Origin of the sequence: Pseudomonas sp. LG1D9 (assembly GCF_002949995.1) — a bacterium.
GTDB lineage: Bacteria > Pseudomonadota > Gammaproteobacteria > Pseudomonadales > Pseudomonadaceae > Aquipseudomonas > Aquipseudomonas proteolytica.
Window position 1 is genome coordinate 2,583,496 of record NZ_CP026881.1, and the last position, 14,022, is coordinate 2,597,517.

Below are 14,022 nucleotides of genomic sequence, written 5' to 3' on the forward strand. Positions count from 1 at the left end.
GTCAGTACCTTGCGTCTCTGAAGGTCTGTCCACCATCAAGGAGCTGAAGATGCCCAATCAATCCCCTACCGCTAACCAGAGCAACGCGAACAATCGCCCCCCCAGTACCTACGACCTGCTCACTCAACTGACGACCGGCCCTTCGAGCCGGGACGTTGCCGCCGCCACCTTGCGCTCGGCGCTCAAGGAGCAATACCCGCTGCTGGATATCGACCCGGACCTGGCGGTGGTGGTCACCCCCGCTGGCGTATTACCGTCAGCAACATGCAGCCGCTTGCGCCCCTTTGCGAGTCGTTGACCAGCATTCTGGCGCGCCAGGCGTTGTCGCCCGAACCGGTGGACTACATCGACGGCGAGCATTTCCTCACGCTGGACCCTTCGGCACAGCCACCCGTTCACCTGCCGGTGAAAATCGATGCCATCGCACGCCTGATAAACGAGCTGTCCAGCCTGTTGTTCAGTGCCTTTCAAGAGCAGCAACTGGACTACTGGAATACCTCCAACACCGGTACAGGCCCACGCTGGAAAGCCTTCTCCAACATGTTGCGCAGAGTCTGGAGCGTCACCGAGCATGAAGGCTGGAGCGCGCAGGAATGCGCGATGGCCAGAATATTTTTCCAGTACCCCGAGCACGCCACACGCACCGCTCAAGATCCGTACAAATCCCGCGCCTACCTGATCGACATCGATACCCTGAGTAACGGGCAGACATGCCACCTCGGCCTCTCGGGCACGGCGGTGCTGATCGGCGAGCATGAGCAACGCCCTCTGATTCTGATGCACTCGCTGGCGCAAGGTTATCAACGGTTCGACTCCCTCGAACAACTGGAGCAAGCCCTACCCGCCACACTGTCCCGCACCCACCCGGACCTGTCCTTGCACTGGCGGTTGTACGAACCCCCGGCAAACTATTTCGACAACCAGGCCTGTGCCTTGATCACCATGCAGCTCGGGGTGATTGGCGCTTTGGTCGACACCGATTCGCCGGGCAGCGCAGACGATGGTGAGCCAAGCCCGATCATCGCCCGCATCCTGCCGGGCATTGAAGAGTTGAGCGATCACGAACTGTCCAATATCCGCCACATCCATGAGCGTATTCCACCTTGGCTGGCTGATGCTTCTGACCTCGACGTATCCCTTTACAGCCGCCTGTTGGTGGACCTGGCCGAACTGCACAGCCATAACCATGGCCGGTTGTTCAACGACGGCATTGCGCCAATCCGCACCTACGCCCGGCAACAGTTGCAGGACCGCATTCAGGCCCATCGAGAGGGTACCCATCTTGAGGTGGACGACATCGAGATCATCATCGAAAGCCCGCAAGTGTGGGGCACCTTTGTCGTGCCAGGCCCCAACACCATTACCCGCCGCGGCCTGATAGACCTGGCGCTGGAAAACCTTGCCGGCCTTCCCACCGGCCAGGCCCGTGTGCTCTACAAAGGCAGCCAGGCACCCACGTGGCTGTCCTATAGCTACCTCAAGGGCGTGATCGAAGACCTCGACATCGGCAAGCACTACCCGGCATTGATCAAACAGAAGCTGCTGGATGACCCCCTGGAATCCAAGCGCCGACAGACCCTGTACGCCATGCACCTGCAGGTGCAATTACCCCTGCAGGCCCTGCAGTGGAAGGTTCAGCACAAGCACGGCATCGACGGCCAGGGCTTTCGCTACGTCGCCGCAGCCATGCAGGTGGAGCCACATGAGCGCAAGGTCGAAGGGCAAGAGATCGTCATCCGGGCGCTGGGCTTTGTGCCGACACTGCGCCCCACACCCAAACAGGATGTCGTCGCCAACATGTTTGTGATCGGCCCCCGTGATCACACGCGTGGCCCCTGCCTGCTGTACCGGCCGTTGCTGAACCCGTCGCTCATTCAATTCCCGTCCCGGCAAAACCTGCTTTACGCCATCAAACATGACCACGACCTGCGCGAATCGGTACTGGCCTGGCTACCGGAGGGCGCACGCTTCAACTACGCCCAATACGTGTTCCCCTATAAATTGCCCTCGCCCTGGACGGTGGTGAGGGGGCTGATCGAGTCGCAGACCCTGTTGTATATGAGTGGCCCCATCGCCTTGAGCGATGAGGTGCTGGGCAATGACACCCTGCACACGCTATTCACCGCCAATGCCAACGCGCTGGTCGAACTGGCGACCCGGCAATCGGTGTCCAATGTGCAGAAACGCTGGGCGTCCTACCGCCAGGCGGCCTGGCAGATTTTCAGCGCGGTGTTGCCTTTTTTCGGGCGCACGCTGGGAATCGCCGCGTGGATCTGGCAAATCATGGACGACTTGCAGACCATCGAGCAGGCCCAGGAGCTCGACGACCCGCAGGCCTCCTGGGCTGCCGAGGCCGATCTGTTGCTGAACCTGGGTATGGCGCTGATCCTGCACGTCGCCCTGCGCCATCCGCCCAAGCAGGTCGAACCCCTCAAACGTCTACCGGCAACGCCACCGGTACCGGTCGAAGAACCCGCCACACCGGTTCGCAAGGTGGTAGTGGTGAAACAGCCCAACCTCAGCGAACCCGAGCGGCAGGCGCGGCATCAAGGCACGCTGTACACCAGCGGTGCCCTGAACAGCCTTCCCACAAGGCTGGCCGCGACGCTCGACGGTTTCAAAGTCAGCAGGCCCACAGGGCTGGGCGCCCAGAACAAGACGCCGGGCCTGCACCTGCACCTCTATCCGCAGGGGGAAAAGTGGTATGCGCCGGTGGCAGAGCGCTGGTTCGAAGTCAACGTCGACAGCCATTCCAACGTGGTGATCATCGACCCCAACACGCCTTCGCGCACCGGCCCCTTGCTGCAGTCCAACCTGGCCGGCCAGTGGTTTATCGATACCCGCCTGCGCCTGCGCGGGGGTGGCTTCAGGAACCGCCGACGCGCCGCCCAGGCCGAAAAACCTTCGCGCATCAGCGACCTGAAGGACAAACTCAATCGCTTTGACGCCACTGAAAATCTCCGCCAATCGCAGATCTCTGCTGCCTACGCCGAGATCGGCACCGGAGCGGGCCCTTCCACCGGGGAACGCCGCGAGTCCTTCATCGAAAAGGCCGACGAGCGCAGGGCCGAATACGAGGTCCCGATCCGTCAACTGCGGTCCCTGAACATTATCGACACCGTGCCCAATTATCAGGGCTACATGATCGATTACCTGAACAAGCAGGTGCTGCTGACCCGCTCCGTCATCGCCGAACGCCTGGAGCCGTTTCGCGCCCTGCTGTCCTCGACCTTGGCCGCGATAGAGACCGAGGGAGCGCCCAACCCCAGGGAGCAAGCCGCGCAGGCACAGGCCATGTCGACCTTGACCGTGGATATGATCCAGCGCCTGGAATACATCGACACCCGTTTTCGCCAACTGGAAAACCTCGGGATCGAAGGCGCCAGGGTGATCCAGGCCACGATGCAGGCGCTGCCCAACCTCGCCCTGCCGGACCTGAAGGCTTACAACATCACCCTGCAGCGCTACCTGTGCATCAAGGAAGGCAAGGGCGAGGCCTTTGTCGATGCGCGCGCGCGCCTGCATGACATCAGCGAGGCGGCGGACGTTCACATCCAGAGCCTGATCGAAATGACCAGCACCATCAGTGAAAGCTCCCTGGATGAGCGCATCGAAGCGCTCAACAGCCTGCTCGACCAGTTTGCGATCAACGACCAGCGCTTGCTGGACCTGCACGCCGAGCACCCGGAGCAGGTGCTGCGCGAGCCGCTGGAGAGCCTGCGCCAGCACATCGACGAGTTCGCCCGGCGCGCGGAGCAGAATCTGGCGCAATGCTTGCGCGAAAGAAAAGCCCTGGAACCCAAGCCCGAGACCGCCAAGGTTGTGCAAACGCCGAAAAAGAAAATCATCAAGACCCGCTTCGACGGCGTGGTGGTGGGCGAGCCTCGGGAAACCCAAAGCGATCTGGTGGACGTGAAGGAACCCATGACGGGCAAGGTGATTGCCACCTTCCACGAAAAAACCCCGGGGGTCTGGGTCGAGCGCGAGCAGCAGGCCAGCACCTCGCGGCCGCCTCCGGCGGTGGACCTGGGCGTCAGCATCAACGCGGGCAAAAGCGTGCTCGAAGGCGAACCCAAGGCGAGCCAACGCATCATCTCCCACTCAAAAAAAGCCGGGCGGATCCCGGTGGAAATCGAAGAGATGTTCCACCAGTATGCCGCCCGCATGGAGCGTGCGGTCAGCACGATTGAGCAGGCGCTCACCGAGCTCAATCTGACCGAAAGTGACCGCCCTTCCGCTGCCACCCTCAACAAGCAACTCAACGACACGGCCGAGCGCCTTTACGAACAGGGCACACAGACGCGCATCAGCATGACCAAGCAACAACCGCCCACGGCCGCCCGAGTCGAATGGCTGTACGACAAGGGGCTGGTGGAAATTGCCAAGGTCGTCAACCGCCGGCGCCTCAAAGGACCGGGCAAGAACTACCTGGACGAATACGAGGTACGTGACCATCAAACCCACGAGGTGCTGTGGTACGCGCACTTTCACTACGGGTCACCGCAAGCAGCGCTGCCTGACTATACCGCCGGGCATCTGAAGACCCGTGAGCAGCAGAAACTCGGCGGCGCCTTCCAGGCCACGAGTAGCAATGACCGTGACCAGATCGCGATTTATCGCAGCGAAATCCGCCTGCCATTGGCCAACAAGCTGTTTTTCAACACCTGACCCTCAGTCGGCCCGCCAGGCCTTGCGCAACCGCGCCAGGGCCTGGGTGATGGCCTCTTCGGGCACGGCGGCAAAACCCAGCACCAGGCCGGCACGCTGGTCCTGCGGCTCAAGGGAGTCGGGCAACCAATAGCTGCTCAAGCCGTTGATTTCGACATCGGCTTTGGCGGCCAGGTCCAGCAATTCCCGCTCCCGCGCCAGGCTGTCCACCCGCACGGTCAGGTGCAGCCCCGCCGTGACAACGGGCAGGCTGCCCATGCCGGGCACACCCTGCGGCCAGCCCGCCAACAGGGCATTGCGCCGACTCAACGCAGCACGGCGCATGCGCCGGATATGTCGCTGGAAATGCCCGCTGGCCATAAATTCAGCCATGACTGCCTGGGTGCTGACTTCCGAATGGCGCACGTCCACCGCACGGCGCCGGGCGAACGCGTCCACCAGCCCCGGCGGCAATACCAGATAGCCCAGGCGCAACGCCGGAAACGCAACCTTGCCAAAGGTGCCGACGTACAGCACCCGACCACTGCGATCCAGCGCGGCCAAGGGCGCCAGGGGGGCGCCGCTGTAGCGGTATTCGCCGTCGTAATCATCCTCGACGATCCAACCGTCGCTGCGCTCGGACCAGGCCAGCAACTCCAGGCGCCGCGCCAGACTCATGACCACCCCCAGCGGGTATTGATGGGAGGGCGTGACGTAGACCACACGATTGGCCCCCAGCGCGGTGCAGTCGATACCTTCTGCATCCACCGTCACACCCTGCATCTGTGCGCCAGCAATGGCGAAGGCGTGACCGGCGGCGCGGTAGCCGGGATTTTCAATCGCTACGCCATCTCCCGGCCGCACCAGCAACTGTGCACAAAGGCTGATTGCCTGTTGCGCGCCACTGGTGATCACTATTTGCGCAGCGCTGCACTGCAGGCCCCGGGCGTTGCGCAAGTAGGCGGCAATCAAGCCCCGCAGGCGCTCATCGCCGGCCGGGTCGCCATAGCACAGTTGCTGTAAGTCCGGCTTGCGCCAGAAAGCCGCATTCAGCTTGGCCCACACGTCAAAAGGGAACAGGTCAAATGCCGGCACGCCCACCCGAAAAGCCCGGGGCGGTCCACTGGGAGGCAGGGGTAAATGGTGGGTTTGCAAACGATCCAAAGCCGGGCTGTGGATAACTTTTTTGCGAGAATTTGCCGCCGGATCGGCATCAATTGTGGATAAGGCTGGGGATAAGCCTGTTGAAAACCCTGTGGACAGTTTTGTGGATAATTTTTCCGGCAACTGCGCCACATACGTCCCATCCCCTACCCGGCCCTCGATAAAACCTTCGGCATACAACTGATCGTAGGCGCGCACCACGCTGTTGCGGGAAATCCCCAGCGCCGCCGCCAGATCACGGCTAGCTGGCAGCCGCGTACCGCTGACCAGGCGTGCATCGAGGATGCGCAGGCGCAAGGCCAGGTAAAGCTGGCGCGTCAGGCCCTGCCGGCGGTCCAGCTCAATGCCTGCCGGGTTGAAAGACAGCGGGGGCTCGATGGGCGGCATGTGGCAGCTCCGGCATTGGTCCTATGAAATGAGCACAAGATGGCTCTTACAACGAACCATTAGCCTGCCTAGGATGCTGGCATTCGCCAAGGAAAATCTCCATGTACACACCCCGCGCCTTTGCCCTCGACGATTTGCCTGAACTGCACCAATTGATCCAACACACGCGCTTGGCCCAGTTGGTGACCGTTGGCGAACAAGGCCTGCAAGCCAGCCACCTACCGCTGCTGCTCAAGCCCGACGAGGGCCCCCATGGCACCCTCTACGGGCACCTGGCCAAGGCCAACCGGCAATGGCAGGACCTGCAGAGCGGCAGCCAGGCCCTGGTGATTTTTGCCAGTGCCGAGGCCTATGTCAGCCCGAGCTTTTACCCGGCCAAGGCGGAACACGGCAAAGTGGTGCCGACCTGGAATTACCTCGCGGTGCATGCCTACGGCCAGGCCGATGTGTTCACCGACACCGAGCGCCTGCTGGCACTGGTCAGCGCCCTGACCGACCGCCATGAATCGGCGCGCGCGCAGCCTTGGAAAGTCAGCGACGCGCCGGACGATTACATTCAAGGCATGCTCAAGGCCATCGTCGGTTTCGCCCTGCCCATCGAGCGTTTGCTGGGCAAGCGCAAACTCAGCCAGAACCGCAGCGCAGCAGACATTGCCGGCGTGCGTGACGGGCTGGCCGCCAGCCCCGATGTACGCGACCAGACCCTCGCCCGCTTCATCCCCCAAGGAGCCCCCCATGCACCCGATTGAAATCCGCCCGGTCAGCGCAGCCGATCATGCCGCCTGGTTGCCGCTGTGGCAGGCGTACCTGCGTTTCTACAACACCGAGCTGCCAGACACGGTCAGCGCCAGCACCTGGCAACGCCTGATCGACCCCAACGAGCCGACGCACTCGGCCCTGGCCTGGCAGGATGGCAAGGCGCTGGGCATGGTCAATTTCATCTACCATCGCTCCAACTGGAGCATCGAGAACTCCTGCTACCTGCAGGATTTGCTGGTAGAACCGGCGCAACGCGGCAGTGGGATCGGCCGCAAACTGATCGAATTCGTCTACACCACCGCCAAGGCCGATGGTTGCTGCAAGGTCCACTGGTTGACCCATGAGAGCAATGCCACGGCGATTGCGTTATACGAACGTATTGCTGAGCGCCCTGGTTTTATCCAGTTTCGTAAAGGCCTCTGAACCCAAGGCCTCAATACAACTCCCCTGGAGAACAGCATGTCGACTTCACTTGCAGACTGGAAAGGCGTCGCGGCGCCCAGCACTCAACTGATCGAGGGGCGTTTCATTCGCCTGGAAAAACTCGATCCACCTCGCCACGCCGATGGCCTGTGGCAAGCCCTGCAAGGCCCGGGCGCCGACCCCAAGCTTTGGGACTATTTGCCATACGGCCCATTTCTCGAGCGCGCGGCCTTCGATGCCTGGCTGAACAATCACGCGCTCAACAGCGACCCGTACTTTTTCAGCGTGATCGACCGTGCCAGCGGCGAGGTACAAGGGATTCTGAGCCTGATGTCCATCGTCCCGGCCCAGGGCCGCATCGAAATCGGCCACGTCACCTTTGGCGCCCCGATGCAGCGTTCACCGAAAAGCACCGAAGCGGTGTACCTGCTGGCCAGGCATTCCTTTGAACTGGGCTACCGCCGCCTGGAATGGAAGTGCAACAACGCCAATGCCCGCTCCAAATACGCAGCCGAACGCCTGGGCTTCAGTTTTGAAGGGGTGTTCCGCCAGCACATGGTGGTCAAGGGACAGAACCGCGATACGGCGTGGTATTCGATTTTGGATGGAGAGTGGCCGACAGTGGGTGCCGGGTTTGAAGCGTGGCTTGCCGATGCCAACCAGACCACCGACGGGCAAGTGAGAAGCCTGGCAGAGTGCCGGGCCTGATCCCCCTCAAGGCAGTACAGATCAAAGCTGTCGAGCTTCGACGAGGCTGCTATGGCGGTGGGTCAGGCACCCACAAGGGTTTCGTTGGATGGCGCTGGGGTCAGGCCAGCTTTTGCGCCAACACTGCGATGTGTTCCGGGCCAATCCCGCAGCAACCGCCCAAATGGCTGGCACCGCGCGCCTGCCAGTCAGCCGCCCAATGCAGGTAACCGGGCGGGTCGAGGTCTTCGCGCAGCGGGTCCAGGCCATCGTTGGCCGTGGCTTGCTTGGGTTGCGGCGGGAAGGCGTTGGCGTAGGCGCCGATATGGATATCGCGCCCCAGGCGCTCAAAGGTCTGCCGCGCAGCGTCAATCGCGGCGCCAATCACCTCCGGCTGGCTGCAGTTGAACAACAACACCTGCACACCCAACTGCGCCGCCGCTTCTGCTGCGTCTGTCACGGGTTCGCCCGAACGCAGGCGCGGCACCTCATCGGCGTCTTCGTCGCGCAAGGTAAACGACAGCCAAAACGGTTTGCCGTCATCGGGCAGGCCGGCGTGGATGGCCCGGGCTTCGACGATGGAGCTTTGGGTTTCCGCCAGCCACAGATCGACATGAGGCCCCAGGCCCGCTACCAGCGGCGCCAGCAGCTCAAGGGCGCGATCGGCTTCAAACAGGTCAGGGCGATAGGAGCCAAACAACGGCGGCAAGGAGCCCGCCACACGTACCGCCTTGCCCGAGGCATCCACCGCCCGGCGCGCGAGTTCGCCCGCCAAGGCCGCCAGGGCCTGGCCTTCGGCGGCAAACCGCGCCTCGCCGATATGGAACGGCACCACCGCATAGCTGTTGCTGGTGATGACATTGGCGCCGCTCTCGATATACGCCGCGTGCACCGCTTCCACCGCTTGCGGGGCTTCGCTCAAGGCCAGCGCAGACCACTCCGGCTGGCGAAACGGCGCGCCACGGCGCTGCAGTTCGCGGCCCATGCCACCGTCGAGAATCACTGTGTGTACTGAGCCCATATGCCTTTTACTCATATGCTTATGAAAATAACTCACTATCAGAGTCGTTCTTATAACTATTTAATACGCACCTTCTGGTTATTAACAACCTCTTTTTTATTGGTATTCATCGTGAAATTTCCACCGCTGCTGGCCCTCGGCCTGACGATTCTGGCCGCCTCTACCCAAGCCTTTGGCGGTGCCACTCTGGAGCGCATCGAGAAAAAGCAGGAACTGGTCGGCGTGCTGATGGAAAGCTACCCGCCGTTCTCATTTCTCAATGAGCAGAACCAACTCGATGGCTTCGACGTCGATGTGGCCAAGGCGGTCGCGCAAAAACTGGGCGTGAAGCTGCGTCTGGAAACGCCCTCCTGGGATGTGATCGCAGCCGGTCGCTGGAGCGGCCGTTACGATATATGCATCTGTTCGATGACCCCGAGCAAAGCCCGCGCCGAGGTATTTGACTTTCCGGTGCAGTACTACGCCTCACCGGCGGTGATCGTGGTCAATGCCCAAGACGAGCGCATTCATGGCGCCAAGGACTTGAGCGGCAAGAAGGTCGGGCTTACCAGCGCCTCCAGCTATGAAAGCTACCTGAACAAAAACCTGGTGATCGAAGGCGCCGAAGACACGCAATTGCAGTACCCCTTCGAGGACGTGCAGATCGCGCCCTACGACACCGATAACGTAGCCTTCCAGGACCTCGGCCTGGGTGCAGGGGTACGCCTGGATGCAATCCTCACCAACCTGGTCACCGCCCAGCCGCGCTTGACCGAGGACAAACGCTTCAAGCTCGCCGGCCAAGCGCTGTACTCAGAACCCAATTCGGTGGCGATCGAGAAAGGCGACCCGCAGTGGGACAGCAAAGTGCGTGAAGTCTTCGCCCAGCTGAAACAGGACGGCACCTTGAGCAAGCTGTCGCAGAAATGGATCGGCGCCGATATCAGCCAATGACCGCCTTTCCCCCACCTCCCAAGCCGGTGGCTAGCGAATCGCGGCTACAACGCCTCTTCGGTTTCCGCACCCGCCTGTACCTGACCTGGGCGGTGCTATTCGCCCTGTTCGCGAGTTTTTTCCTGAGCTTTGACCTGAAGTTCTCGATCATCCTCGACAAGCTGCCCAACCTGCTGGGCCTGAGCCTGGCGCCCAGCGGCTTCCTGCAAGGCGCAGCGCTGACGTTGTTTCTGTGCCTGTGTTCGATCGCGGCCTCGTCAGTGCTGGGGTTTGTCACCGCGCTGGGACGCCTGTCGAAAAGCGCCGTGGCCTTTGGCATTGCCAGCTTCTATGCGTCGTTCTTTCGCGGCACACCGTTGCTGATCCAGATCCTGTTGATCTACCTGGGCCTGCCGCAACTGGGCCTGGTCCCGGGCGCCATCGCCGCCGGGATCATCGCCTTGTCGCTCAACTACGGGGCTTACCTGAGCGAGATCTTCCGTGCCGGTATTCTCGGCGTGCCCCATGGCCAACGTGAGGCCGCCCTGGCCCTGGGCATGCGTGACAGCCTGATCTTCTGGCATGTCACCCTGCCACAAGCCATGCGTACGATCATTCCGCCCACCACTAACCAGTTCATCTCGATGCTCAAGGACTCGTCGCTGATTTCGGTGATGGGTGTCTGGGAAGTGATGTTTCTGGCGCAATCCTATGGCCGCTCCAGTTATCGCTACATCGAGATGCTGACCACTGCGGCGATCATTTACTGGGTGTTGTCCATCGGCCTGGAACTGATCCAGGCCCGTATGGAGCGCCACTACGGCAAGGGTTATGTACGACGCGGCTAAGCGTCAGCCCAGCGAACGTCGCACCCTGACCACCCCCATCTGCAAGCCGAACGGACGGAACACAGCGTTCAACGACTTGAGCGTCTGATTGCCCTCGCCATGCTCGATATGCACCAGCGTGCGCACGGAAATCTTGCACATCCTGGCAAATTGGCTCTGGTGCAGGCCCGTGACTTCAACGCGAAGACGGCGTACCGCTTCACCGATTTGCAGGGTGCCCTGGGCCAGGCCCTGCTCGATGCCCTGGATCAGCAGGGCGCGTGTATCCATGCTGACAGTCATCGCAGCCCCCATTGCTGTAGACGTTGATCCAGTTTGCCGAGCGCGATCGCGGGGTGCTTCCAGGTTTCCTGGGGCAAACCACTGTTCACCAGAATGTCCGGCAACGCCCGCAAGTGTTCGGCGTCGGCGCGCAGTCGTTCAAAGGCTTGCTGCGGATCAACCAGGCCCTCCAGTGCGCCGCAAACCCCTTGCCAGTCAATTTCACCGGCCACTTCCAGGCCCTTGGGCCACTTGGTGGTGCGGGTGATGCCTTCGGCATCCATGACCATGGGGGCCAAGTCATAAATCGGCGCCAGACGCATGGAGTTGCGCTCGCGGATAATCGAGGTGTTACGCCCGTGGTTATCCGAGTTACCGAGGATTTTGTTGAGCAAGTCTCGCCGCAAATACTCGGCGACCAAGTCGGCAACGCCGTCACCCTGCCCGACCTGTCGCCAGTGTTCGGCGAGCATCTGCACGACGTGCAGATGATCCAAATAGCTGCCCGGCGTAACGACCCCCGCCAGTGAATAGATCGACTCGACGGCCAGCCGCTCGACGCCCGCCGACGTGACGTTACGGTCAAAACGCTGCATCCACAGGCTGGGTTTGTGCGCCTCTTCCAACGCCAGCCCTTGGGCGGCGACGGTTTCGATACCCAGCGCCTGCAGCGCCTTGTAGTAGTGAAATTCGCTCCTGAGGATCGCTTGGTCGTTGAGGGTCGCGCCATTGCGGGCAAACTTGATAAACCAGTGTTGGGCGACCTCGGCGTCGGGAAGAACAGCGTCCGGATACAGCAGACCGTCGCGATGCTCGGCCATCAGCAACTTCGGTGCTTCGCCGCCCGCCCCGGTCGCGCCACCAATGGCTGCGCCTTGCTCATAGGCGTATTCCAGGAAGCCATTGTCGCGACTGACCACATCGTGACGGCTGAAGCCCACGGCGGGCCTGACACCCAATGCCTGGGCGGACTCCTTGATGCGCAGGTTGCCAATAGGCGACGGCGTGCAGCGGCCCAGCAGAAACAAGTCGACGCTGACATCGTCCGGCTTTCCCGCGCCCATTCGCTGCAGCAGGAAGCGTTTCGCCGCACCCGCCGGTGCAATGTCATGCAAGAAGGCAGGAGCCGTCTTGAGGAAGGTGACATCCCACTCCAGAGGAAACCGCCCACTCACCGCAGAACAAAAACCTTGTCCAATGTCGCCAAGGTGCTCCACGAGATAGTCCTGCCGATAATGAAACCGACAGGGTCCATCAAAACCTTTTTGAGGCTCGGAAAACTCCAGCCGCATTGCGTCGTGCCAATGGCCGGCATTAAAGATTTGCAACATCAGGGAGTGAATGGCTTCCGTTGGCAATTTAATGCACCTTCGGCGAATGAAGCAGGCTTGATTACGCAATATAGTGCATGCGCGATTGCCAAGCCCGCTTTATTTACGCAATAAAATGCATTTATTGCGCTTAAGCGGGTTAAAAAACGCAATAAAATGCAAACCAGCTCACCTACATTGAGCACGCGTACATTCGCTCCGGACTAAAGACATCTCCCGCGCACTACGCACGCCGCCGCTGACAGTTGTACGCCGGCCACCTCGCTAAATTCCCTGCCTCACATATCAGAGGTTGGGACCGTATGCCCTACACATCCAAGCGACTTGCCATAGTCATGACCTTCGCGCTGAACGCTGCCAGTATTTCAATGGTTGCCGCACGCGGGGATATGGAGCCACCCAGCGACAGCGAGCAGGCACATCCCGTACCTGCCAGCGCTTTTTATTTCGCCGACTACGCCACTACCCACAACGGCCGCAGCGTCGCCCAGGTACTGGACAACGCCATAGACGCATTGTGGGAGCCAGGCGTTCTGAGCGATTACGATCTGGAGCTGATTACCCATGACTACCACTACTTCAGCAACCTGGCGCCCAACAGGCTCGGCGCGGTGCTTGAACAACTGGCCGGCAGCCAGAACGCCAACCTGGGCAGCGCCACCCAGAACAGCCTGGCCCCGCTGAACGCCAGCCTGCTGTCGGTGATGCGCGAGGGGAACGGCGATGCCCCCGGGCGTTTCTGGTTCCAGGGCCTGGGCAGCGGCGCCAGCCTGGGCGGGCAGCACGGCAGCGCTGGCCTGCAGCAACGTACCCGAGGCCTGGTGCTGGGGGCCGATTGGGCCGTGGACCCTGCCTGGCGCGTGGGTGTCGTGGGCGCAAAATCCACCAGCGACCTGAGCGCCAAACGCTTCAAGGCCGGGCTGGACAGCTGGCACCTGGGGGCTTACGCAGTGCGCGAGGACGGGCCACTGGCGCTGCGCCTGGGAGCGATCCATAGCAGCCACGCCGGCCAGAACAAACGCAGTGTCGACTTTGATTTCATCGACTATCGGGAGCAGCTCAAGGGCAAGTACACCGCGCAAAGCCAGACGCTTCTCAGCGAGCTGGGCTATCGCGTGGACCACGGCAGTTTCACCGTCGAACCGTTCGCCGGCGTAGGCTATCAGCGCTACCACCGCGAAGGCTTCAAAGAAAAAGGCGGCATGAGCGCCCTCAACGTCGGCGAGCAAACCCAGCAGAATCTGAGCACCACCCTCGGTCTGCGCATGAGCAGCCTTTATACGCTGGACAACCAGATGAGCCTCAAACCTCACGTCAGCGCGAGCTGGAAGCATCTGTACGGCGATGTAGGTAGCAGCGTGCGCCAGTCCTCCGCATGGGTGGACAAGGACGCGTTCAACAGCGATTTCACCATCCAGGGCACCGCGCTGAACCGCGACAGCCTGGCCTTGCAGGCCGGGCTGGGGCTGGCAGTGTCGGCCACGCAGAGCGTCGGCCTGACTTACACCGGTGACGTTGGCGCCCGCAGCACCAGCCAGGCAGTCATGGGCCAATGGACCCTGACCTTCTGAATTTTGCGCAA

The 14,022-nt window shown here is 61.6% G+C and carries 13 protein-coding genes; 9 read left to right on the top strand and 4 right to left on the bottom strand.

The genetic code is table 11. The features are described from left to right. Positions 1-49 precede the first annotated feature (49 nt). Positions 50-298, top strand: coding sequence for a hypothetical protein (locus C5F71_RS29315; protein ID WP_256588130.1), 249 nt, complete (start codon positions 50-52; stop codon positions 296-298). Further along, a complete protein-coding gene (locus tag C5F71_RS12485; protein ID WP_256588131.1) occupies positions 295-4,668 on the top strand; it encodes a dermonecrotic toxin domain-containing protein in 4,374 nt (1,457 codons plus the stop codon). The genes C5F71_RS29315 and C5F71_RS12485 overlap by 4 nt, the downstream gene beginning before the upstream one ends. 3 nt (positions 4,669-4,671) lie before the next feature. On the opposite strand, the gene C5F71_RS12490 is transcribed toward C5F71_RS12485, so the two are convergent. Beyond that, complete coding sequence (locus tag C5F71_RS12490; protein ID WP_104911225.1) at positions 4,672-6,198, bottom strand: PLP-dependent aminotransferase family protein; 1,527 nt, start codon at positions 6,196-6,198, stop codon at positions 4,672-4,674. 101 nt (positions 6,199-6,299) lie between these two features. Between C5F71_RS12490 and C5F71_RS12495 the strand changes: the two genes are divergently transcribed. From C5F71_RS12495 to C5F71_RS12505, 3 genes are read left to right on the top strand one after another with little or no spacing between them, the layout of a single operon-like run. Then, positions 6,300-6,947 (top strand): FMN-binding negative transcriptional regulator, encoded by a 648-nt coding sequence (locus C5F71_RS12495; RefSeq protein ID WP_104911226.1) that lies wholly within the window; start codon positions 6,300-6,302, stop codon positions 6,945-6,947. Continuing rightward, a complete protein-coding gene (locus C5F71_RS12500; protein WP_092232253.1) occupies positions 6,934-7,380 on the top strand; it encodes a GNAT family N-acetyltransferase in 447 nt (148 codons plus the stop codon). Before C5F71_RS12495 ends, C5F71_RS12500 begins: the two co-directional genes overlap by 14 nt. Positions 7,381-7,416: 36 nt before the next feature. After that, on the top strand, positions 7,417-8,088 hold the full coding sequence (locus C5F71_RS12505) for a GNAT family N-acetyltransferase (RefSeq protein ID WP_092232256.1): 672 nt from the start codon (positions 7,417-7,419) through the stop codon (positions 8,086-8,088). 100 nt (positions 8,089-8,188) lie between these two features. Here C5F71_RS12505 and C5F71_RS12510 read toward each other — a convergent pair whose 3' ends face one another. Continuing rightward, on the bottom strand, positions 8,189-9,088 hold the full coding sequence (locus C5F71_RS12510; RefSeq protein WP_092232259.1) for a homocysteine S-methyltransferase family protein: 900 nt from the start codon (positions 9,086-9,088) through the stop codon (positions 8,189-8,191). Positions 9,089-9,199: 111 nt separating this feature from the next. Here C5F71_RS12510 and C5F71_RS12515 point away from each other — a divergent pair, with 111 nt between their 5' ends. After that, positions 9,200-10,021: an ABC transporter substrate-binding protein gene (locus C5F71_RS12515; protein WP_104911227.1), complete on the top strand. Its 822-nt coding sequence runs from the start codon at positions 9,200-9,202 to the stop codon at positions 10,019-10,021. Beyond that, a complete protein-coding gene (locus C5F71_RS12520; RefSeq protein WP_029290023.1) occupies positions 10,018-10,848 on the top strand; it encodes an amino acid ABC transporter permease in 831 nt (276 codons plus the stop codon). The genes C5F71_RS12515 and C5F71_RS12520 overlap by 4 nt, the downstream gene beginning before the upstream one ends. A 3-nt stretch (positions 10,849-10,851) precedes the next feature. Here the strand turns inward: C5F71_RS12520 and C5F71_RS12525 are convergent, their stop codons facing one another. Both C5F71_RS12525 and C5F71_RS12530 read right to left on the bottom strand, forming a co-directional pair. Beyond that, positions 10,852-11,118 carry a helix-turn-helix domain-containing protein gene (locus C5F71_RS12525; RefSeq protein ID WP_371128935.1) on the bottom strand — a complete coding sequence of 89 codons (267 nt, stop codon included), beginning with the start codon at positions 11,116-11,118 and terminating at the stop codon, positions 10,852-10,854. An 8-nt stretch (positions 11,119-11,126) separates the two neighbouring features. Beyond that, positions 11,127-12,401 carry a type II toxin-antitoxin system HipA family toxin gene (locus C5F71_RS12530; protein WP_104912616.1) on the bottom strand — a complete coding sequence of 425 codons (1,275 nt, stop codon included), beginning with the start codon at positions 12,399-12,401 and terminating at the stop codon, positions 11,127-11,129. Between C5F71_RS12530 and C5F71_RS29075 the strand changes: the two genes are divergently transcribed. Both C5F71_RS29075 and C5F71_RS12535 read left to right on the top strand, forming a co-directional pair. Continuing rightward, the gene (locus C5F71_RS29075; protein WP_177410388.1) at positions 12,300-12,554 is read left to right on the top strand and encodes a hypothetical protein; all 255 of its coding nucleotides are present in this window, start codon (positions 12,300-12,302) and stop codon (positions 12,552-12,554) included. The two genes, C5F71_RS12530 and C5F71_RS29075, sit on opposite strands and share 102 nt — an antisense overlap. A 188-nt stretch (positions 12,555-12,742) precedes the next feature. Then, positions 12,743-14,011: an autotransporter domain-containing protein gene (locus C5F71_RS12535; RefSeq protein ID WP_104911228.1), complete on the top strand. Its 1,269-nt coding sequence runs from the start codon at positions 12,743-12,745 to the stop codon at positions 14,009-14,011. The last annotated feature ends 11 nt before the right edge of the window (positions 14,012-14,022 follow it).

Excerpts from the sequence above, each read along its gene's own strand:
- C5F71_RS29315 (WP_256588130.1), top strand. The coding sequence starts at position 50 with ATGCCCAATCAATCCCCTACCGCTAACCAGAGCAACGCGAACAATCGC.
- C5F71_RS12490 (WP_104911225.1), bottom strand. The coding sequence starts at position 6,198 with ATGCCGCCCATCGAGCCCCCGCTGTCTTTCAACCCGGCAGGCATTGAG.
- C5F71_RS12495 (WP_104911226.1), top strand. The coding sequence starts at position 6,300 with ATGTACACACCCCGCGCCTTTGCCCTCGACGATTTGCCTGAACTGCAC.
- C5F71_RS12500 (WP_092232253.1), top strand. The coding sequence starts at position 6,934 with ATGCACCCGATTGAAATCCGCCCGGTCAGCGCAGCCGATCATGCCGCC.
- C5F71_RS12505 (WP_092232256.1), top strand. The coding sequence starts at position 7,417 with ATGTCGACTTCACTTGCAGACTGGAAAGGCGTCGCGGCGCCCAGCACT.
- C5F71_RS12510 (WP_092232259.1), bottom strand. The coding sequence starts at position 9,088 with ATGGGCTCAGTACACACAGTGATTCTCGACGGTGGCATGGGCCGCGAA.
- C5F71_RS12520 (WP_029290023.1), top strand. The coding sequence starts at position 10,018 with ATGACCGCCTTTCCCCCACCTCCCAAGCCGGTGGCTAGCGAATCGCGG.
- C5F71_RS12525 (WP_371128935.1), bottom strand. The coding sequence starts at position 11,118 with ATGGATACACGCGCCCTGCTGATCCAGGGCATCGAGCAGGGCCTGGCC.
- C5F71_RS12530 (WP_104912616.1), bottom strand. The coding sequence starts at position 12,401 with ATGCGGCTGGAGTTTTCCGAGCCTCAAAAAGGTTTTGATGGACCCTGT.
- C5F71_RS12535 (WP_104911228.1), top strand. The coding sequence starts at position 12,743 with ATGCCCTACACATCCAAGCGACTTGCCATAGTCATGACCTTCGCGCTG.